Raw genomic sequence first — 20661 nt, 5'->3', positions numbered from 1 at the left:
GGTCAATCGTTTCCGCGTGGGGAAAGAAGCGGGTCTCCTGCTGGGAGTGGTGCCGACATAAAAGCACGCAACTCCGACTCGCCGACCTCCTGCAGACTGTTGACGCGCAGTAGAAGGGGCCAGGAGGGGATCTCTACCAGGAAGGGCACCGCGACGGCATGTGACCGAGCCGCCATGGCCGAACGGACCCCAAAGACGGAGTCCTCAAAGATGACGCAATCGTCGGCTGCGACGTCGAGCCGTTGCGCAGCCAACAGGTACGGCTGCGCCGAGGGCTTACCCGCGACCTCGCTGTCGCTCGCAACACTGACCGTCAGCGATCCACGTGGAGCACTCTCGCGAATAACGTCCGCCAACTCCTGGAAGGAGGATGTGACAAGCGCCGTTGGAATGCCGAGCCGAACACAGAGTTCGAGCAGCTCGTAAGCACCCGGGCGCCAAATAACACCAGAGGTTCGCGCAACCTCACACACTCTGCGGCTCATATCGGCGGCCAGTTTCTGTGCCGAGGCTTCCAGGCCATCTTCACGGATGACCTTGGCGCACACCCATTCCAAGGGAGCACCGATGGTCGTGCGCGCACGTTCCTCGGTCCAGGTGACCCCGAGTGCACCGAGAATGTCTCGCTCCGCCGCGTACCACCACTTCTCCGAGTCGGTTAACGTGCCATCCATGTCGAAGAGAACGGCCGAGGGAAGGTTGCTATCACGCGGCACGGGGAAACTCCACTCCGAGTAATGTCGCAATCGCTGATTCTACGGCCACCCCACCCGTCGGGTTTTCCGCCCACCGATCTATAGTGCGCAGTGCCTCAGGCGAATTCAGGTCCGTAGCGAGGGCCTCCCATACCCGCCGAACCACCGCTTGTGAAGTCTCGTCGTCGGGAAGGGCCGACGACATGCGCAATGCCCGCTCCCATAGCTGCAAGCGGGTGTGCGCTGTGGACAGCTCGTCGTCCGTATACTCCCAGTCTTCCCGGTAATGATGCGCCAGCAGGCACAGACGGATTACCCGCGGGTCGACGCCGCGGGCGCGCAACTGTGATACAAGGACGAGATTTCCAAGCGACTTCGACATTTTCTCGCCCGCGTAACCGACCATACCGACATGCATATGCACACTCACCTGACCGTTGCCCGCTGTCAGTGCACGCAGATGTGACTCACTCATCTCGTGGTGTGGGAACAACAGGTCCGATCCGCCGGCCTGCACCGTGATCGATTCCCCGAGTTCGTCGCGAGCGATCAGCGCGCACTCGATATGCCAACCGGGCCTCCAGTCTCCCGGTGCACCGCCCGAAGGCCGAAAGTCCTCCCCACGCACGCCCTTCCACAGTTGCGGGTCGAGTGGGTGTCGTTTGCCGGATCGTGTGCTATCGCCGCCGTGCGCGTCGAAAGTCTTCTCCAGATCCAGGTCGCGGAAAACCGGGGCCGAGACGAAGCGCGAATCTGCCGAAAGATCGGCGTAAATATCCTCCGTATCCCCCGCACCGGGCACGCGGTAGGCCAACCCTCGTGCCTCGAGATCACGCACCACACGCTCGAGATCGTCAAGCTTCTCCGAGACGGCCACCCAAGCGTCGGGAGGCAGCACCCCCAGGGCATGCATATCCTCACGGAACAGCGCAATTTCCTGATCGGCGAGTTCGCGCCAGTCGACACCGGTATCACGTGCCCGCTCGAAAAGGGGATCGTCGATGTCGGTGACGTTCTGCGCGTATCTCACCTCCGCACCTGCGGCATGCCACAGCCGTAATAGCGTGTCAACACTCACGTAAGTGAAGGCATGGCCAAGGTGCGTTGCATCATATGGCGTGATGCCACATGCAAACAGGTGTGGCTGCCGCGCAGCAATGGATCGAAAACTGTCCGAAGAACTGTCGTACAAGCTCATCTCGGGAGCCGACCCCGGTAAAGAAGCCGGAACGGATACCGCCCACGTTTGCATTAGTACACCGCCAATGTTCCGGCTGCCAGCAGCGCCACCACAACAGCCGCCAGCACTATCCGATAGATTACGAAGCCAATGTATGACCTGGTCGATACCAGTTTAAGGAACCAAACGATCACGGCATAGCCCACGGCGAAGGCAACTGCTGCCGCAAGCAGTGTCGGGCCGAGATCGAGGGTCCCCTGCCCTGAGGACTTGAACAGTTGGAAGAAGCCGGAGGCGAGAATCGCTGGAATTGCAAGGAGGAAGGACACGCGGGCCGCCGCTTCGCGTGTGTAGCCGAGTAGCAGTCCAACGGTGATGGTGCCACCCGACCGTGACACACCGGGGATTAGGGCCAGTGCTTGACCGCACCCCAGAAGCAGCCCGTCGCGTAAGGTGATATCGGTCAAGGTCTTCGAGCGGCGTGAGAAACGGTCTGCCAGTCCGAGCAAAATGGCAAATCCGGCCAATACCGCCGCCACCAAGTACAGGTTGCGCAGTTTCGACTCGATGGTGTCCTGGAAGAGCAGTCCGAGGACGGCTATCGGTATGGTGCCGACGATAACCACCCATCCCATGCGTACGTCCGGGTCGCTCTGCGCCACGGGATTGCGCCAGCGCAGCGGTAGTGATCGGAACCATTTGGAGATGATTCGTGCAATATCGCGGCGGAAGTAGCAGATAACCGCCAATTCAGTGCCGATTTGGATGATGGCGGTGAAGGCGGCTCCCGGGTCACCCCAGCCAAAGAGATCACCGACAATACGAACGTGTGCCGATGATGAGATCGGCAGGAATTCGGTTAGGCCTTGAACACTGCCCAGTATGAGCGCTTCGATAATTCCCACGCGGGCCAGCATAGCGGTTACACATGATGTTGACGAAGAAGGCTCACTTAACCGTGTAAGGTGCCATGGTGCACTAGGCTTCGCATTATGAGAGAACGCGCAGTAGGACGTAGTGGTCTAGTCGTCGGTGAGGTAGGACTCGGAACACTGACGTGGGGACGGGATACCGACGAGGCAGAGGCACAGGAGCAGCTGCGCGTGCTCCTAGACGCGGGCGGATCTTTACTGGATACCTCCCCCGCTTTCGGACAAGGTGCCTCTGAGGCCCTGATCGGAACACTTCTGGCCGAAAGATTCCCGCGTGAACGGCTCGTTATCTGCTCGCGGGCGGGCTTCCGCTCCACTCCTGCCGGCCCGCGTTTCGGCGCTGGACTGGGAGCCATTCGTGACTCGGTGGCCGAATCCCTTGCCCGCCTGGGCACTGACTACCTCGATATTCTTCTATTGGCCGCGCCCGATCCCCTGGCACCGGACGAGGAGACGGCGGCAGGCTTGAGCGGGCTTGTAGCTTCTGGGCAGGTTCGGTACATCGGGCTAATGGGGTACCCGGCATGGCGGGCTGCCGCCCTGCAGCAGTTGCTTGCCGAGCGGAAGTTACCTGCGCTTATTGTGATCGAAACGGAATACTCCCTGCTGGAACGTTCCTGCGAGGCCGAGGTCGTTCCCATGTGCGGGCATATGGGCATGGGACTCTTTGCCAACTCTCCGCTGGGCCGGGGCGTTCTCACGGGCAAGTACCGCCACTCGATTCCTCCGACCTCCCGCGCCGCGTCGGAGCACCTTGCCGCTTTCGTCGATCCGTACCTCGAGGAGAGGCCGCGCCGCATCGTCGAGGCGTTGACACGGGCCGCCGATGGACTTGGACGCACTCCCGCTGACGTTGCGCTCGGCTGGGTCCTCGGTCGCCCTCAGGTTGCCAGTGCCCTGCTCGGAGCGCGGACCGCTTCCCAGCTGACTTCCGTTCTCGGCGCGATTGAGGATCTGCCCTTCCTCGTGGCCGAAGCGCTCGACGACGTCACGCAATAGGTCGGCGTGAAGCAGTCGACGCCGTCGTGTCCGGCAGCGCCCCGGCAGGCCGAGTGCGCACCGGGGCCGGGCGGCACGCATGGTCAGTCACCTACTCGTCGTCGAGATCGTCGTCATACTCCGGATCGTCGGTTGCCTCGTCGACGTCGTCATCCTCATAATCATCGTCGAGGTCGTCCTCGTAGTCGAGGTCATCCTCATAATCCTCGTCGTCGAGGTCGGTGAAGCGTTCACCGGCGTCAAGATCGTCGTCGAACTCGTCCGTCACATCTTCCTCTGTGCTGTATACGTCCAATGGCGCTTCAACGCCACACTGGGTGAAGAGGAAATCGTCGTACAGGGTGTAGGCATTCACAAGCAGCTCGCTCGCCTCGATCACACTGGGTGCGCCAGGGTCCTGTGCCGTTACTGCCGCCTGATGAAATGCTTCGAGTGCCCCAATGAGTCGGTCGAATGCTTCGCGCGGGTCGGTAGCCATAGGTTCAGCCTAGCGCCCACCACGTTGTAAGGCCACACTTAATCCGCCTTTCACGCCAGAGTCGAAATGCTGATCGTCAAAGCAAGCTTGTCCACCATGAAAGCCGACCGTGCATGATTGCGTTCACGGTGTGAAAATTGTCCAACACCGTCCGTCCACGTGCGGACGGTACCCAGACGAAGGGAATCACACATGACGAAATACTCCTCAAGGAGATGGCGCATCGGTACGGTCCTAGTGGCTACCGCCGCTCTCGGTGCCGGTGCCGCCGCACCTGTTTACGCCGATCACGACGAGGTCCCCGCGGACCTGCCTAAGGCCGATCAACTACTTGACACCGCACATCAGACAAGCGGCTTTACGGGCAAGTGGTTTGTTGAGCTGAGTGCAGACCCGGTGCTCGCCGGTGGATCTAGCACTACGATCAGCAAGCAACAACAAACATTTGATCGGCAAGTTTCCGACGACGAAGTCGAGATTCAGAACTCCTTCGACCAGACGTGGAATGGACTCACGGTCACAGCCACTGCGGAGGGCCTCGACGAGATTACCAAGGCTTCTAACGTGACGGGTGTTTATCCCGTTCTCGTCGTCGAACGCCCGGACGAAACCCCCGATTTCACCGCCTCGCCGGATATGTTTAGCGCGCGGGACCTCACGGGGGCCTCCGTGGCCCAAAACGAGTTGGGACTCACCGGTCAGGGCGTCAAGATTGGCATCATCGACTCGGGCATCGACTATGACAACACGGTTTTCGGTGGTACCGGTGTGTCCGGTGAATCGACCTTCCCGACACCTAAAGTGGTGGCCGGCTACGACTTCGTCGGTGATTCATTCAACTCGGATACCTCCGATGCGAACTACGATCCGACTCCCCAACCGGATGAGGATCCCGACGACTGTGGCGGTCACGGAACCCATGTGGCTGGTATTGCCGCTGGAGATGACACCGCTTCCGAGCTAAAGGGCGTCGCCCCCGACGCGCTCCTCGGTGCGTACCGCGTCTTCGGTTGCGATGGCTCAACCGATTCCGACATCATGCTGCAGGCGATGGAACGCGCCGCAAAAGATGGTATGGATGTTGTGAATATGTCCATCGGTGCTTCCTTCCAGACGTGGCCGAATTATCCGACCGCGGTGGCGGCCAACAATATGGCCGACGCAGGCATCGTTGTTACCGTTTCACAGGGTAATTCGGGAGAGCGCGGCATCTTCTCCGGTGGGGCTCCGTCCGTAGCGAGTAAGGTTATCTCGGTGGGCTCCGTCGATAACACCTTTATCACGCTACCCTCCTTCCAAGCCGCCGACGGACAGGTCTACGGATATCTTTCCGCTAGCAATGCCCCGACTGCGCCGAAGAGCGGGACTTTTGAGCTGGCTGTCTACCCCGACGGCCAGAAGACAGGAGCCGTATCGATTGGCGATGATTCCTTCACTGGCAAAGCCGTCCTCGTCTCACGCGGCACCTCAACCTTCTATGACAAGGCTGCTGCCGCGCAGGCCGACGGAGCTGCCGCTGTTATCATTTACAACAACCAAGCGGGCACCATCAATGCCACGGTTGCGGGTGATCCGCCGATCACTATCCCGGTTGTCACGATCACGCAGGAGCAAGGTGCTGCGCTGGAAGCCTTGGCCGCCGCAGGCGATGCCAGTATCACCTGGACGGATCAGACCACGGCTTCCGAAGACCCTGCCGGTGGTCAGATCTCTAGCTTCTCTTCCTACGGACTCGCTGCTGACCTGACCTTGAAGCCAGATGTGTTGGCACCGGGTGGAAACATCTATTCCGCCTATCCGCTCGATGCTCCCGACGGCGATGGTTCCGGCTTTGCGACTTTGGGTGGAACGTCGATGGCGGCACCACATACGGCCGGCGCGGCAGCCCTCGTCCTGCAGGCCAATCCGGCCGTCAGCCCGGACCAGGTGCGGACAGTACTGCAAAACACTGCGAATCCGCTTGAGCTCGCCGACAACACCGGCGTAGTTGAAGCGAAAGAGGCAATTCATCGCCAGGGCGCGGGACTGATTGACGTTCCCGATGCCGTCGCGGCTGTTACCTCCAACCGTGGTGCCGGGGTGAAATCGCTGCCCTCCACCATTACGCCGTCGAAGATCTCCCTGGGTGATTCGGATTCCAACGAACCAACGACGCTGACCATCACGAACCGCTCCGATGAGGAGGTCGTGTACACGCTCAGTGCCGACACGACCCCGGCAGGTACGTGGGGGCCGAACCGTTACTTCTTCAGCCTGGTGGGATTCGACCCGCAGGTCACATTCTCCGCGGATACCGTGACCGTGCCGGCTGGAGCGACTCGGACGGTTGAGGTCACTATTGACGAGCCGACACACTTTGCCAGTACTGCCACCGGTGCACAGTATGACTTGCCGGCGGGAGCCATTTACGGCGGCTACGTTGTGCTCAGCGGTTCGGATAATACGGTACGCCAGGTGCCATTCGCCGGTTTGAAGGGCGATTACGAGACCGATCTCGAATTCTTACATAGCACGTGGACCTACGGTGACGTCTACTCCTCCGCCACGCTGGCCCAGGCCGGTATCCCCGAGGATCGACTGCTATTCCAGCAGCCCACTCTCGCGCGACTGACCGCGTGCCCCAACGGGCTCTTCTTCGGTCAGGAGTGCATGGATTCCGATGCGGAGTATCGCTTGGAGGATGCGGACGCGGTTTACACCATGGCCGACGGCGACGTACCGATTGTTGCCTTGCACCTGGAGAATCCGGTGAGCATGTTCGACATTCAGGCCTACCATGCCAATGCCGACGGTTCGAAGGGCGATCCGGTCTCCGAATACGGCTCCGTCTACCATTCCGATGGCGCGGGAGCGAACTCCGGCACGGCCATGTATCTGTGGGATGGCACGTACTACGACTCGGCCAATACGGATACTGCTCTCGACGTGCCCGATGGCCGGTACATCCTCGAAGTGACGGTCACCAAGGGCCTCGGGCAAGCACAAAACGGCGAAAACAACGAAACGTGGACCAGCCCCGCATTCGTTGTCCGCTCCGATCCGAATGCGGAACCGACCGATCAGCCTGAGCCGGCCGAGCCGCGTGCCACACTGATGAACAGCTGGGACTCGGATGCGTCGACCCTGGTCGGCCCCCTTGCTGCGGGAGTTGTACTTGTCGGTGACTGGGACGGCGATGGCGTTGATACCTTCATGTTCCGCAATGGCAACAAGTTCGCCTACTCGGACGGATTCGATACCGCAGGCGGGACCCGCTCCGACGGCCTGACGAGCTCGTCCTTCCATTACGGGCGTGTCGGCGACGAGGTGCTTGTCGGTGACTGGGACGGGGACGGCAAGGACACCCTCGCAGTACGTCGCGGCAACACCTTCTATATTGCCAACACCCTGGCTGGCGGCAACGCGGACACCACTTTCACCTTCGGACGCAGCGGCGACGAGGTGCTTGTCGGTGACTGGGACGGCGACGGTAAGGACACCCTCGCGGTCCGCCGCGGCAACGTCTTCTTCGTCAACAACACCCTACGAGCCGGCGCCGCAGAGACGTCTTTTGCATACGGACGCTCTGCCGATGCACTCCTGGTAGGCGATTGGGATGGCGACGGGAAAGATACCTTCGCGGTGCGCCGCGGCGACACCTACTTCCTGACCAACTCGCTCCGCGGTGGCAATGCTGACGCAACGTACACGGTGGGAAGCGCCACCGGGACGGTTGCGGTTGGTGACTGGGACGGTGACGGCGTCGATACCCTGGTGCTACTTCCCTAGTCTGTCCAACTCTCCCGGGAGCTAGACACATCAAGAGGGGCCCGCGGCACGTGCCGCGGGCCCCTCTCCTATTCCGATAGGCGTTTATAGACCAACCGAAGGCCACCACCGCCCCGCAGAGCAATGCCACATGGTGGTGCGCAACGAAGACCGGACGCGACGGCGCTGGGCACACGTACACATCTGTTGCTTCGCGCCGTCGCCACTGGGTATCACCTCTCTAGATTGCGCCGTCGCAACAGGGCCCTTGTATCAACGTCGCGGCCACGCAACTGGCGGAATCCCTCCATCGGGTCACGCGAGTTTCCGCGTGAGAGCACACAGGCGCGCAACCGCTCACCCGCCCGTCGATTCAGGCCGCCGTCGTCGCCATTGGCTCCTTCCGTGCGTAGCCAATCAACCGTATCCGCATCCAGTGCTTCGGACCACAGGTAGGAGTAGTATCCGGCACTGTAGTCGCTACCGAAAATATGCTTGTAGTACGTGGAGCGATAGCGCGGTGGTATCAACGGTGTTCCCATGCCGGTGGCTTGCAGAGCTTGCCTTTCAAACTCGGTAACCGCTGCATCCTGTGTGGGAACATCTTTGATTCGCAGCCGGTGCCACGCTTGATCGAGAAGCACCGCCTGCAGCATCTCCGATATGGCGAAACCATCCTCACCGTCGCCCTCGCTGCGCAGATAGGCGGCGAACGACGTCGGGAGGGCTGCTCCGGTTTCAACGTGCCGGGCATAGGAGGCAAGTACCTGAGGGTGCGCCGCCCACACTTCGTTGACCTGCGAAGGATATTCGACGAAGTCGCGCGGGACTGCAGTGCCGGCCGTCGAGGGCCATTCGACGTCACTCAGAAAGCCGTGCAAGGCGTGGCCGAACTCGTGGAAACACGTGGTCACCTCATCCCATGTCAGCAGGGTCGGTTCTCCCGCGGGCGGCCGTGTGATATTGAGGTTGTTGCAGATGATCGCATGGTGGTGACCACGGCGGGAACGGTCCTGCAAAGAATGCATCCATGCTCCCCGGCCTTTCCGGCACGCGCGTAATAGTCGCCGAGGAAAAGACCCAACACCTGGCCGTCCGCGTCGCGGACCTCCCACACTCGCATGTCGGGCGCATAGCCGCGTAATTCGGGGCGCGGGACGAATTCCAGCCCGTAGAGGCGATTCGCGGCGAAGAAAACCCCGTTCTCGATCACGTTCCAAAGTTCGAAATAGGGTGAAAGGTCTGCCTCGTCGATGGCTGTCTTCTCCCTACGACTCCGCGCCCGTTCGTAGGCCCAATCCGCTGCGGTAAATCCGCCGGATACGCCCTGAGTGACTTCCCACTCCGCACCATCTGCACGGTATTCGGCCACCAGCGCCTCACGCTCGGCCTCCACATTCCTGCGTGCCGGTTCAACCAAGGATGTCAGGAATGCGTCAATGGCCCGCGAAGACCCGGCGGTGCTCGCAGCGGCGACGTATGCGGCGTAATCCGCGTAGCCGAGTAACTCTGCCTTCTCCGCGCGCAAGCGTGCCGTCTCCAGCACAATATGGCGCGTATCCGATTTGGGATCATGACCGTCACCCCGCGCCAGTGCCGCCTCCAACAGCCGCGCTCGGGCTGCGGCACTGTCCAGGTTTGTCAGCAGTGGCTGTTGAGTCGGTGCACGCAACACGGCGAGAAATGGATGACCGTCCGCCAGCTCGGGATGCGCAGCGGCGTCAGCCGCGAGCCCGGCACGCTGATTATCGGTGAGGCCGCGGATATCCGCCTCGCTGAATGGCACGGCGCCCACCAGTGAACTGCGCACAACACGTTGGTTGAATTCGGTCTCCAGCACCGCCAGCCGCGCGTTGATCTCTCGCAATCGCTGCCGAGGCTCCGCAGGCAAATGCGCACCGCTGGCACGGAAGCGTTTCAAGTGTTCGCTGATCGTGCGTGCGGTCTGTTCATCGGTCTCGGACCCCGCAAGCACCTCGAAGCGTTGGAAGAGCTGCGGATCCTGGTAGCGCGCATCTTCGTACCGCGCCAGGGGCGCACTGAGTTCAGCTTCCACAGCCTCCCACTGACTTCCGCCCACCGATCCGGAGTATGTCCACAGCAGACCCAAGTCTGCCCTAAGTTCGGCGTCACCGAGTTCAAAGGGAACCAGTGTGTTCTCCACCGTGGCGTGTTCTGTTTGCGATGCGATGCGCTCCAGTTCTCGGGCGCAGGCGGTCAGTTGCTCGCGAATACGCGCCGCGAGACCAGCGGGCGTTATCGACGTGAAATCGGGTAGTTCATCAACTAGCACGATCAGATTCTAGGCGCTCAGTGGGCCGGGAAGGGCTGGCTGGAAGCCATGACTTGCCTACCGGCGTGCCGATACCCGAGCCGCTCGTACAGGTGCCGGGCGCGGTCATTCCCTGACCACATACCGAAACTCACAATGTCGTGGTTCGTAAGTTCGCGGCGTGTCGCACCGGCCATCAGCGCCCCGCCGAAGCCGCCTCCGCGTGCAGTCGGAAGCGTGCCGAGGCCTGACAATGCGGCGACGGGCCGACCGTCCATATCACGTCGGTCGTGTACCCCTACCACCGATACCAGCGCGCCGTCGTCGTCGCGCAGTCCCCACCAGCGGTGTCCATCGGGATCACGTAACGCGTCGGTTGTCGGGTTCGCGACTATGAGCAGCTCTACCACCTCTTGGACATCGTTGACCACTTCTACGCGCTCCTCACCGCTGCGGGCGGCAACAGGCGTCGTCGTCCAATAGGCATCCCACTCATTACCCCAGTGGGAAGGCAACCAGCTTCGCACTCGCGTCGATATCACCTTTTGAATGCCGTCGGATACCAATGCCCAATCTGGGCGCGGAAGATCGCCGTGGCGCTCCAGTTGCGTGGCTACGGCATGCTCCTCGCCCTGCGCAAAGAGGCGGAAGGCGACCTGTGTACTACCAGCCGTAGGATCCGAATGCTCCGCAGCGTGCTCGCCCGTTGCAACCGGCTCTGCCACCATGAGGATGGCCGCTTCCTCCTCATCGACATTCCACAGCACATCAAAACCCCGTTCGGGAGCCGCGTGAAGCCAATCGGCCATATGAAGACGCCAGAATATCGAGGACGTGCCCCGGAGCTTCTCCGCGGCAGGTCCGTAGGAGTCGGTTACTTCCCACAGATCCGTGTGCGACGACTTCACCGCAAGCCTCCTTTCCTCCCTGATTCACGCATGTCAGTATCATAGGCGCAAGAAGCGACAGTGCCAGCAACGGCGGAAGTGAGAGTATTTGAATGACCGAATCGAAAAGAGACATCTCAAAAGTCCGCTACGACAACGAGATTCGGCCGCGAATTCATGAACTTCTCCCCCTGTATTCCAGCGTGGGATGGGATGCCTACACACAGAGCCCGGAGAAACTATATCAAGCGGTGACGAACTCACTGTGGTGTGAAACCGCTTGGCGGGATGACACCCTTGCGGGCTTGGTGCGAGTGGTCGGCGACGACGTCTCCATCGCCTACGTCCAAGACCTGCTCGTAGTGCCGGAACTACAGGGGCAAGGCGTAGGAACGCGCCTCCTGAATGACGCTCTCGACCGTTTCGCGCACGTGCGGCAATTCGTGCTGATCACAGACGACGACGCCAAAACTCTCGCATTCTATGCTCGCAGCGGACTTGGGTCCGCCGAATCCGCCGCAGTCCGCTGCCTTTTGCGCGGGTAGCCACGGGAACCTGTAAGGGCTGAATCGGACATGAACAAAAGGGTGGGGCACCCGGTTCGCCGGGTGCCCCACCGCCCTATGACGCTACCTCTTTCGCGTGAGCGCGCGCCACACAAAAGAGAACAGAATCGCGCCGACAACCGCTATGAGAAATGATCCCAGGGACCACGGGTCGTTCAATACCTGCTCGACCCCTTTGCCTCCAATGAGGCCCAGAGAAAACCTCCCACGATGGCACCAACGATGCCCAGACAGATGGCTCCAATCCAGCCACTGCCCTGGTCGCCCGGCATCAGGAGCCGCGCCAACGCTCCTGCCAGCAATCCAACAATTAACCATGAGATAACGGTCAGCATGTCTATTGCCCTTTCTGTTGTCGTGGACCACCGTCAGCCGTAGTACAAGGCGGCTGTGTGGTTACAGTGGCCCACGTCACATATTATAGGCGATTACTGCCGCTTCATGAGGCGTTTTCGCTGGTAGACGGATCGCTAACAGCGTTCGCTTGGAGACCTCGCTTCTTCGGCTTTGCATCGACACCCGCCTCTTTACGCTGCGTGGCAGTGATCGGCGCCGGGGCATCGGTCAGCGGATCCCAGCCGGCACCGATCTTTGGGAAGGCGATGACATCCCGAATGGATGGTGCACCGCACAAGAGTGCAACGATACGATCCCAGCCGAAGGCGATTCCACCGTGGGGCGGCGCTCCGAATTTGAACGCATTGAGCAGGAAGCCGAATTTCTCCTGCGCATCCTCCTCACTCAGACCCATAACCTGGAAGACGCGCTCCTGGACGTCCTGCCGATGAATACGGATGGAGCCGCCACCGATTTCGTTGCCGTTGCAGACAATGTCGTAGGCGTAGGCGAGTGCGCTAGCGGGATCCGTATCAAAAGTCTTCATGCACTCCGGCTTCGGCGAGGTGAACGCATGGTGCACGGCCGTCCATGCTGAGCCAAGTGCCACATCGCCTTCCGCCTGCGCCTGCGCCGCCGGCTTAAACAGCGGAGCGTCGACGACCCAGGTGAACGCCCAAGCATTCGGATCAATCAGGCCGCAGCGCCGACCGATCTCCAGGCGCGCAGCTCCAAGAAGTTCACGTGAAGCGGTCGGTTCACCGGCCGCAAAGAAAATGCAGTCTCCGGGCTGCGCCCCGGTGGACTCGGCCAGCCCCGCCCGCTCGGCATCCGAGATATTTTTCGCAACCGGACCGCCGAGCGTGCCGTCCTGGGCAATGGTCACATATGCGAGGCCACGGGCTCCTCGCGCCTTGGCCCACTCCTGCCACTTATCGAAGGTACGCCGCGGCTGGGAGGCGCCTCCGGGCATGACGACGGCACCAACATAGGGGTTCTGGAACACGCGGAATGGCGTGTCGCGGAAGAACTCCGTCAGATCCACCAGTTCGCATCCGAAACGTAGGTCCGGCTTGTCGGAGCCGAACCGGGCCATCGCATCGGCGTATGTGATACGAGGGACCGGGGTGACCAGTTCGTATCCGATCTGTGCCCAAACTTCCTGCAGGACCTTCTCCGCGACGGCGATGACATCGTCTTGCTCGACGAAGGACATCTCAACGTCCAACTGGGTGAATTCCGGCTGTCGATCCGCGCGGAAGTCTTCGTCGCGGTAACAGCGGGCGATCTGGTAGTACCGTTCCATTCCGGCCACCATGAGCAATTGTTTGAAAAGCTGTGGCGACTGCGGAAGCGCATACCAGGTTCCTGGATTCAGTCGCGCGGGCACCAGAAAATCGCGCGCCCCTTCGGGAGTAGATCGAGTCAAGGTGGGCGTTTCCACCTCTACGAAATCCTCCGCATCGAGCACACGCCGCGCCGCCTGGTTCACCTTTGCCCGCAGCCTGAGCGCATGTTGTTCACTACTGCGGCGCAAGTCAACGTAGCGGTACTTCAGGCGCACCTCCTCGCTGACGTCACTGGCGCCTTCGGCGTGGTCCGACACCTGGAATGGCAACGGTGCACTGGGGTTGAGGACATTGACGGTGTCGGCTTCAACCTCGATGTCACCGGTGGCCAGGGCGGCATTGGCGTTACCCTCGGGTCGCTCACGCACCACGCCCATCACCTGCAGGCAGTATTCGCTACGCAATTCGTGGGCGACCTCTTCGCGGATGGTTACCTGTGCGATACCGGAGGCATCTCGCAGGTCGATAAAAGCAATCCCGCCGTGATCGCGGCGCCGGTCCACCCATCCGGCGAGTGTGACGGTGGAGCCGATGTCGGCGGCCCGTAGGGAGCCGGCGTTATGCGTACGCAGCACGCTGTTACCTCTTTCTGTTGTATGTTCGCACCCGCGAGACGAGCGGGTGCCCGGCCACCGCGAGACGGGCGACAGCCGCTCGACCATGGTAGCGCTCGCGCCCAAGCTTCTGCGAGAATAGCCGATTGGCACGTATTGAGGAGGCACGGGTGAGCGTTACACGCGACGAGGGACCGCGGAACTATTTGAACCGACGGCAGGAGTGGAGCCTACGGGTTCTGGCCGTAGGACTAATCACCGTAGTCGCCTTCGAGGCTATCGCCGTTGCGACTGCCATGCCAACCGTCATGCGTTCGCTCGACAGCAAGAATCTCTACGCCCTGGCGATGGGCGTTCCCATGGCAGGGCAGCTCATTACCACCGCGCTGGCGGGCCGTGGTCCGATACAAAGAGTCCGCAGTCATGCCTCTACACCGGCGTCGCCGCTCTGTTCACGGGTCTCCTCGTGTGCACCATCGCGCCCAACGCCTACGTCCTCATCCTGGGCCGAGCCATTCAGGGTTTGGGCGGAGGGCTCGTCGTCGTTCCGCTGTACACCATGGTGGGCTACAACGTGCGCCCGTCTCGTCAGCCGGGTTTTTTCGCCGCCTTTGCCGCTGCCTGGGTAGTACCCGCGATTGTCGGTCCCGCTGTGGCGGGATTTATCGTCCAACACGCCTCCTGGCGTATTGTTTTCGGAGTGGTACCGGCGGTGCTCTTGCTGGCCGCTCCTTCACTGGTCATGTCAACCCGCACAATTCCGTACGAGACCACACCCACTACGCGCTCAGAGCTGCGGCGAAGCGCCATGCCCGCGTTAATCGCCGGCATTGCCGTCGGCGTACTCCAAGCTGTATCCGGCACGCCGTCCGATTCCTTTTCCGCCTGGCTGATAACCGTCATTGCCCTGGCCACTGTGATTGCCTTCGTCTCCATCCAGCCACTATTGCCGCTCGGCACCTTTATATCGCGCCGCGGCTTGGCATCAACAGTGTTGCTGCGCGGGTTGATCAACGGGAGTTTCATTGGGATCGAAGCCTTTTTGCCGCTCCTCCTGCAAGACGTCCACGGCTGGAACCCCGCCCAGGCCGGTCTGATCCTTACCGTCGGTTCGGTCACCTGGGCCATCGGCTCTGCAATCCAGGGCCGAATCACCTCCTTCTCCGGACGACGCAGACTCGCAGTGACTGGAGCTTTCATCCAGCTTTTCGGCATCCTTGTTGTCCTCCCGGGTAGCTTCCCCGAGGTAACCGGACTGGTCGTCCTTGCCGGATGGACCATATCCGGTCTAGGAATCGGCCTGTCTTACCCGGCGATGACGGTGCACGGCCTCTCCCTGACTGCACCGGAGAATCAGGGGCGCACAAGCTCGGCGCTGCAGTTGGCCGATACCCTGGGGTCGGCTTTCTGTGTGGCAATTGGCGGAATCGCCTTTGCCCTCGTCATGCCGCAGGAGTCTGCGGCATTTGCCACTGTATTTGGTGGCATCGCACTTGTCATGCTTATGGCAGTTATGGTTGCGCGGCGCGTTCAACCACATCCCGGCTCACGGGAGGAGGCGCAGCAGCGCGCGTCTCTCGCTGCCGACCACGAGCAATAGACGGGGCTTGCCCCGATTCCTCTTCGGCGCCCACGGCGACGCCTCTGGCTTTCTCTAGTTTCCGCTTGTTAACCCAACCACACTCTCAGCCACCGTGCAGGCCGCCCACGCCAAACTAGCTGCGCGAATACGAGACGGCTACAAGCAGCGTCACCTTCGATCCCGCGTGCCCTATTTCACCGGCACACTGCGGCGGTAGCCGCATGCGACCAGCTAGAATCTACGAGGCGCATTCGCGCCCCAGCCTTTCTGCCGTGGATGTGTCAAGAGTGTGTGCGGCAGGCGCGCAGTGTCTGCTTCGTGGCGCGCGCTGGACCAGCAACCACAGGTATGTACATGTCTGAGCCATTAACGGTGCCCGCGGGCGTGCCGGTCGACGACGTCGACTCCCCAGCCACTAGCGCCGATGATATTAATTCCACCGATCTTTCCTTCGCCGACCTCGATCTGCCAGAGGATCTGCTCGCCGCCGTGACCGATCGCGGTTTCCTTTCTCCGACTGCCATTCAAGCAAAGGCGATTCCCCCTCTCATGGCCGGACGCGACGTCGTCGGTGTGGCGCAAACCGGTACCGGAAAGACGGCGGCCTTCGCACTACCGCTACTGGCGCATATCGATCCTGAGTCCGAGCGGGTGCAGGCTCTCGTCCTCGCGCCCACCCGCGAGCTTGCCATGCAAGGTGCGGAGGCGGTGGAGTCCTTCGCCGCTCATTCCCGAAATGTCGAAGTAGTGGCGGTCTACGGCGGTGCGCCCTACGGCCCGCAACTGCGGGCGCTGGAGAACGGGGCACAGGTTGTGGTCGGCACTCCCGGCCGGATTATGGACCTCATGGACCGCGGCGCATTGCAACTGGACGGGGTTGGCTACTTTGTTCTCGACGAAGCCGACGAAATGCTGCGCATGGGCTTTGCCGAAGACGTGGAGAGCATAGCCGGGGCCCTACCGTCCGAGCGTATCTCGGCTCTCTTCTCCGCCACCATGCCGCCGCCGATCCGGCGCGTTGCCGAGCGGCATCTCAGAGAACCGGTCGAAGTGACGATCTCCCGCCCGGCCTCCACCGTGGCCACCGTGCACCAGACCTTCGCGGTTGTGCCCCAGCGCCACAAAATTGGTGCCCTGGCTCGAGTCCTAGCCGTTTCCGAGGCGGACGCTGCACTTGTTTTTGTGCGAACTCGGGCCACCGCTGAAGACCTGGCCATTGAGCTGGGAGCGCGCGGCGTCTCCACCGCTGCTCTCTCCGGTGATGTTGCACAGCGTGACCGGGAGCGGCTCGTCGCGCGCCTGCGCGACGGGACACTTGACGTGCTCGTCGCAACCGACGTCGCCGCACGCGGTCTTGATGTGGACCGAATCGGACTCGTTGTGAACTTTGATGTTCCGCGTGAGACGGATACATATGTTCATCGCATTGGCCGTACCGGCCGCGCGGGGCGCACCGGTGAGTCACTTACCTTTGTCACGCCGAAGGAAAGAGCGCGTCTGCGCCGTATTGAAAAGCAGACGTCTTCACATATGGAGCAGGTGGAACTGCCCACCGCCGCCGAGGTGTCCAAACTTCGCGCCTACAAGCTGCTCGATAAGGCGCGGCAGCGCTTCGCGAACGGTCGGCTCGGCGTATACCGCGAGGTCATGGAGCAGTTTGATGAACGCGAGTCCACCGCACCAGAACCTTTCAGCCGCGACGATCTGATCCTGGCACTTCTGGCCATCGGCGTGCGCGATCCGGGACCAGCGGCTGACGAGGAACCCGAAAGTCTCACGGTCCGAGAACCCGAACGAAGCCGTGGGTGGGAGCGCAAGGAGCGGCGTTCGCAGCCCACACTGGAAAACGCGGTACGTTACCGTGTGGAAGTCGGTCACAAGGATCGCGTGAAACCCGGGGCAATCGTCGGCGCGATTACCGGTGAAGGTGGGATTTCCGGTTCCGATCTGGGGCATATTGACATCTTCCCCACCTTCTCGCTGGTCGAAATCGGTGTTCCCCTCTCCCCCGAAGCACGGCGCCGCATCGCGCAGGCGCGCGTTTCCGGGCGTGAGTTGCGCATCACCGAGGATACCGGTCCGCGTCATTCGGATACGCGCCACGGTGATGATGCGGGACGTAGCGACCGGCGCGAAGGCGGTAGAGACCGCGGTAACCGCCGCCGCGAAGACCGTACCGGATTCCGCTCCCGTGGCGGCGACCAGGCGGGCCGGGGGCGCACACGCTTCGGAGATAAGGATCGTCGCTATGAGAGAGGCGGATATTCGCGCACGGATCGCTCTCGTGCCGGCGGTAACGGTCGCTCTACGCGTGGTTCCTCCTACCGCGATGATCGAGTCGGCTATGGGCGCCGCAGTTCCTCCGCCGGGCGCGGTTACGGCAAGCGGTCCGGAGGTAACCGCAACAATCAGCGTGACTACTAACGAATAGCAAGAGGGCCGGGCAAGAAACTGCCCGGCCCTCTTCCTTACGCAGCGCGACTTACGCCCTCAATTCGGCGTTGAAACGCTTTTCCGCCTGTTTGATAACGCGTTTACGCACGCGTGCGGTCTCCTCGGCGCTAAGCGTATGGTCCGCGCGAAGTCGAAGCGCAAAGGCCAACGACTTCTTGCCGTCCGGGACCTGTTCGCCGGTGTAGACGTCAAAGAGTCGTACGTCCTCCAGATACTCTCCGGCCGCAGCGCGGATCGTCGCCTCAAGTTCGGCGGCGGTGACGCCCTCATCAACGACAAGAGCAATATCCTCCTTCGCCACAGGATTCGTAAAGATCCGCTCCACCTGTACCTCTGCACTGCCACGGCCCGCGCACAGCGCATCGGCATCCAGCTCAAAGGCAATGGACCGTGTCGGCAGCTCAAATGCCTTGCATGCAGCGGGTGCGAGTTCTCCCGCCCATCCGATCACAGCGTCGGAATTCGCATCGCCACTGAGAGTCAATTTGGCGCATCGTCCGGGATGCCAAGGAGCACGCTCGTCGGCGCTCACGGCCAACTCCACACCAATGGTGCGGGCAGCGGTCTTGACCGCTTCGATTGCATCACGCCAGTCCCAAACAATCGCCTGTAACCCCGTCTTTTCTTCGGTGGCCGGCCCACAGGCCACACCCGCAATATGATGCGGCTGGCGGGGAATCGCCTCCAACAGCGTAGCGATTTGCGCATCGCTCGGCCGTTCGCCGACGCCGGGCTGCTCGGCCTGCCCCAAGTCAAGCGGATGAGTCACAACTCCGTCCTCGCACACGGCAACTACCGGATTGCTGCGAGAAACATTGAGCCGGGCCGTGTCCAGCAAAGAGTCCAGCAAGGATGTGCGCATATACGGCGCCTCTTCCTGTAACGGATTCTTCAACCGTATGGCAAGGCGCCTGGTATCGTCCTCGGAAATGCCCTGTTTGTCGATGCTAGCGGTAGAAATGAAGGGATATGAGAGACTCTGTACCCACCCCTGCTCGGCCAGTGCGCGCATAATATCGCGGCGTTGGCGTTGCTTTGTGGTCAGACCCCGGCCGACAACGGCTTGTGGCAACAGGCTGTCAATATTGTCGTAGCCGATAATGCGTGCCACTTCTTCCACATAGTCTGCCGGAGCAACAAGGTCCGGCCGCCAGCTCGGTGGCGTAACGGTAACGACGCCCGGCGAAGCTCCTGCGGCGACGGTACAGCCGATGTCGGCGAGGATCGTGACGATACGCTCGGCGTCGACTCGTAAGCCGGTGAGGCGCTCGACCTCGGACAGGGGAAATTCGATCACCTCCGGCAGTGTGATCTCACAGTAGTCGGTGACCTCGGTGCCCGCCACGCCGCCGCCGTACTGCACAAGAATGTCAACCACGGCCTGCGCGGCCACAGGTGCCACCAGTGGATCGACCTCCCGTTCAAAGCGCTTCGAAGCCTCACTGGGAAGCTTATGACGCCGGGCAGTGCGGGCAACGGACACGGCGTCAAAATGGGCCGCCTCAATGAGCACATTGGTCGTTGCGGAAGCAATTTCCGTATCAGCGCCGCCCATGGTTCCCGCCAGGCCGAGCACCCGCGCACCATGCCCTCCGGAACAATCGGTTATGAGTAGATCCTCCGGGTCGAGCGCGCGGTCCACATCGTCGAGGGTGACCAGGTGCTCGTCGTCCCGTGCACGCCGCACCACAAGCGGGCCTACGACCGTGTCAAGGTCATACGCGTGCAACGGTTGACCGAGATCCAACATGACGTAGTTCGTCGCATCAACGATCAGTGAGATCGGACGCATCCCCGCCTGCGTCAGCCGGTCCCGCATCCACTTCGGGGATTGGGCCTGCGGGTCGACACCGCGCACCACCCGTGTGACAAAACGATCACATCCAGGCCGACCATGGATCGGTGCGTCATCTTCCACCACAACCGGGAAACCGTCGGGGTTGGCAGCAGGAAGCGGTGTCGGCAGATTCTCCGCCAGGCCCGGATCAGTGAAGACTGCACCCGTGGCGTGGTGGTACTCGCGTGCCACCCCGCGCATGGAAAAGCAATAGCCGCGGTCGGGTGTGATGTTGATTTCGAGCGTTTCGCCCGCGACGCCGAGCAACGGCAGAGCGTCGCTGCCAGGCTCGGGCAATGCCGCAATCGCGGCGGCGTCGTCGGCCTTCGCCAGTACGATGATCCCAGCGTGATCCTCGCCAATGCCCAGCTCACGGGCCGAACAGATCATCCCGTCCGAAATATGCCCGTAGGTCTTGCGAGCGGAGATCTTAAACCCACCGGGTAAAACCGCACCCGGCAGCGATACCACCACGTAGTCCCCGGCATCAAAGTTGTGCGCACCACAGATTATGCCCCGTGAGGGCAGCTCACTCGGCTCCTTCCCGGTGCCGGGGCTGTCGTTATGAACTCCCACATCGACACGGCAGTAGTTGATCACTTTGCCGTTCGACTGTTCCTTCGCCTGCCGGGTTAGCACGCGCCCGACGACGACGGGACCAGTAACCTCCGCCGGGTGAATGGCTTCTTCCTCCAAACCGACGCGCACCAGTGAGGCGGCGAGCTGCTGCGGCGTCAGATCTTCCGGCAGCTCAACATGAGCGCCAAGCCAACCAATCGGAATAAGCGGCATC

General features: G+C 61.6%; 13 protein-coding genes and 1 pseudogene. 5 read left to right on the top strand and 9 right to left on the bottom strand.

Annotation, left to right across the window (positions count from 1 at the left end):
• Positions 1–2: 2 nt before the first annotated feature.
• Genes DDD63_RS05785 through DDD63_RS05775 form a run of 3 tightly spaced genes read right to left on the bottom strand, consistent with a single transcriptional unit; the run spans position 3 to position 2780 of the window.
• Positions 3–746: an HAD family phosphatase gene (locus tag DDD63_RS05785; RefSeq protein WP_125482444.1), complete on the bottom strand. Its 744-nt coding sequence runs from the start codon at positions 744–746 to the stop codon at positions 3–5.
• Positions 706–1893, bottom strand: a complete 1188-nt coding sequence (locus DDD63_RS05780; protein WP_240611446.1) for a hypothetical protein — start codon at positions 1891–1893, stop codon at positions 706–708. The genes DDD63_RS05785 and DDD63_RS05780 overlap by 41 nt, the downstream gene beginning before the upstream one ends.
• Positions 1894–1946: 53 nt before the next feature.
• On the bottom strand, positions 1947–2780 hold the full coding sequence (locus DDD63_RS05775; RefSeq protein ID WP_108716669.1) for an undecaprenyl-diphosphate phosphatase: 834 nt from the start codon (positions 2778–2780) through the stop codon (positions 1947–1949).
• Positions 2781–2867: 87 nt separating this feature from the next.
• Here DDD63_RS05775 and DDD63_RS05770 point away from each other — a divergent pair, with 87 nt between their 5' ends.
• Entirely contained in the window at positions 2868–3806 is a 939-nt protein-coding gene (locus tag DDD63_RS05770; RefSeq protein WP_108715569.1) for an aldo/keto reductase, read from the top strand.
• A 91-nt stretch (positions 3807–3897) separates the two neighbouring features.
• Here DDD63_RS05770 and DDD63_RS05765 read toward each other — a convergent pair whose 3' ends face one another.
• On the bottom strand, positions 3898–4284 hold the full coding sequence (locus tag DDD63_RS05765; RefSeq protein ID WP_108715568.1) for a hypothetical protein: 387 nt from the start codon (positions 4282–4284) through the stop codon (positions 3898–3900).
• 192 nt (positions 4285–4476) lie between these two features.
• Here DDD63_RS05765 and DDD63_RS13150 point away from each other — a divergent pair, with 192 nt between their 5' ends.
• On the top strand, positions 4477–8052 hold the full coding sequence (locus tag DDD63_RS13150) for a S8 family serine peptidase (RefSeq protein WP_108715567.1): 3576 nt from the start codon (positions 4477–4479) through the stop codon (positions 8050–8052).
• Between the two features lie 212 nt (positions 8053–8264).
• On the opposite strand, the pseudogene DDD63_RS05755 reads toward DDD63_RS13150, so the two are convergent.
• Positions 8265–9706 (bottom strand): annotated as a pseudogene (locus DDD63_RS05755) (M3 family metallopeptidase).
• A 635-nt stretch (positions 9707–10341) separates the two neighbouring features.
• Positions 10342–11211, bottom strand: coding sequence for a GNAT family N-acetyltransferase (locus tag DDD63_RS05750; RefSeq protein ID WP_108715566.1), 870 nt, complete (start codon positions 11209–11211; stop codon positions 10342–10344).
• Between the two features lie 92 nt (positions 11212–11303).
• Here DDD63_RS05750 and DDD63_RS05745 point away from each other — a divergent pair, with 92 nt between their 5' ends.
• Complete coding sequence (locus DDD63_RS05745; protein ID WP_108715565.1) at positions 11304–11735, top strand: GNAT family N-acetyltransferase; 432 nt, start codon at positions 11304–11306, stop codon at positions 11733–11735.
• 176 nt (positions 11736–11911) lie between these two features.
• On the opposite strand, the gene DDD63_RS05740 is transcribed toward DDD63_RS05745, so the two are convergent.
• Together DDD63_RS05740 and aspS are read right to left on the bottom strand one after the other, a co-directional pair.
• Positions 11912–12091 carry a hypothetical protein gene (locus tag DDD63_RS05740; RefSeq protein ID WP_205647344.1) on the bottom strand — a complete coding sequence of 60 codons (180 nt, stop codon included), beginning with the start codon at positions 12089–12091 and terminating at the stop codon, positions 11912–11914.
• Positions 12092–12195: 104 nt separating this feature from the next.
• Positions 12196–14016, bottom strand: coding sequence for an aspartate--tRNA ligase (gene aspS / locus DDD63_RS05735; RefSeq protein ID WP_108715564.1), 1821 nt, complete (start codon positions 14014–14016; stop codon positions 12196–12198).
• A gap of 202 nt (positions 14017–14218) precedes the next feature.
• On the opposite strand from aspS, the gene DDD63_RS05730 reads away from it, so the two are divergent.
• Together DDD63_RS05730 and DDD63_RS05725 are read left to right on the top strand one after the other, a co-directional pair.
• Positions 14219–15595 carry an MFS transporter gene (locus DDD63_RS05730; RefSeq protein WP_108715563.1) on the top strand — a complete coding sequence of 459 codons (1377 nt, stop codon included), beginning with the start codon at positions 14219–14221 and terminating at the stop codon, positions 15593–15595.
• A 336-nt stretch (positions 15596–15931) separates the two neighbouring features.
• The gene (locus DDD63_RS05725; protein ID WP_240611445.1) at positions 15932–18001 is read left to right on the top strand and encodes a DEAD/DEAH box helicase; all 2070 of its coding nucleotides are present in this window, start codon (positions 15932–15934) and stop codon (positions 17999–18001) included.
• A gap of 58 nt (positions 18002–18059) precedes the next feature.
• Here the strand turns inward: DDD63_RS05725 and pheT are convergent, their stop codons facing one another.
• On the bottom strand, positions 18060–20660 hold the full coding sequence (gene pheT / locus DDD63_RS05720) for a phenylalanine--tRNA ligase subunit beta (RefSeq protein WP_108715561.1): 2601 nt from the start codon (positions 20658–20660) through the stop codon (positions 18060–18062).
• Position 20661 lies beyond the last annotated feature (1 nt).

Source organism: Actinobaculum sp. 313 (genome assembly GCF_003073475.1).
In the GTDB taxonomy this organism is placed as follows: Bacteria; Actinomycetota; Actinomycetes; order Actinomycetales; family Actinomycetaceae; genus Asp313.
This window is presented reverse-complemented; position numbering and strand designations above follow the sequence as displayed.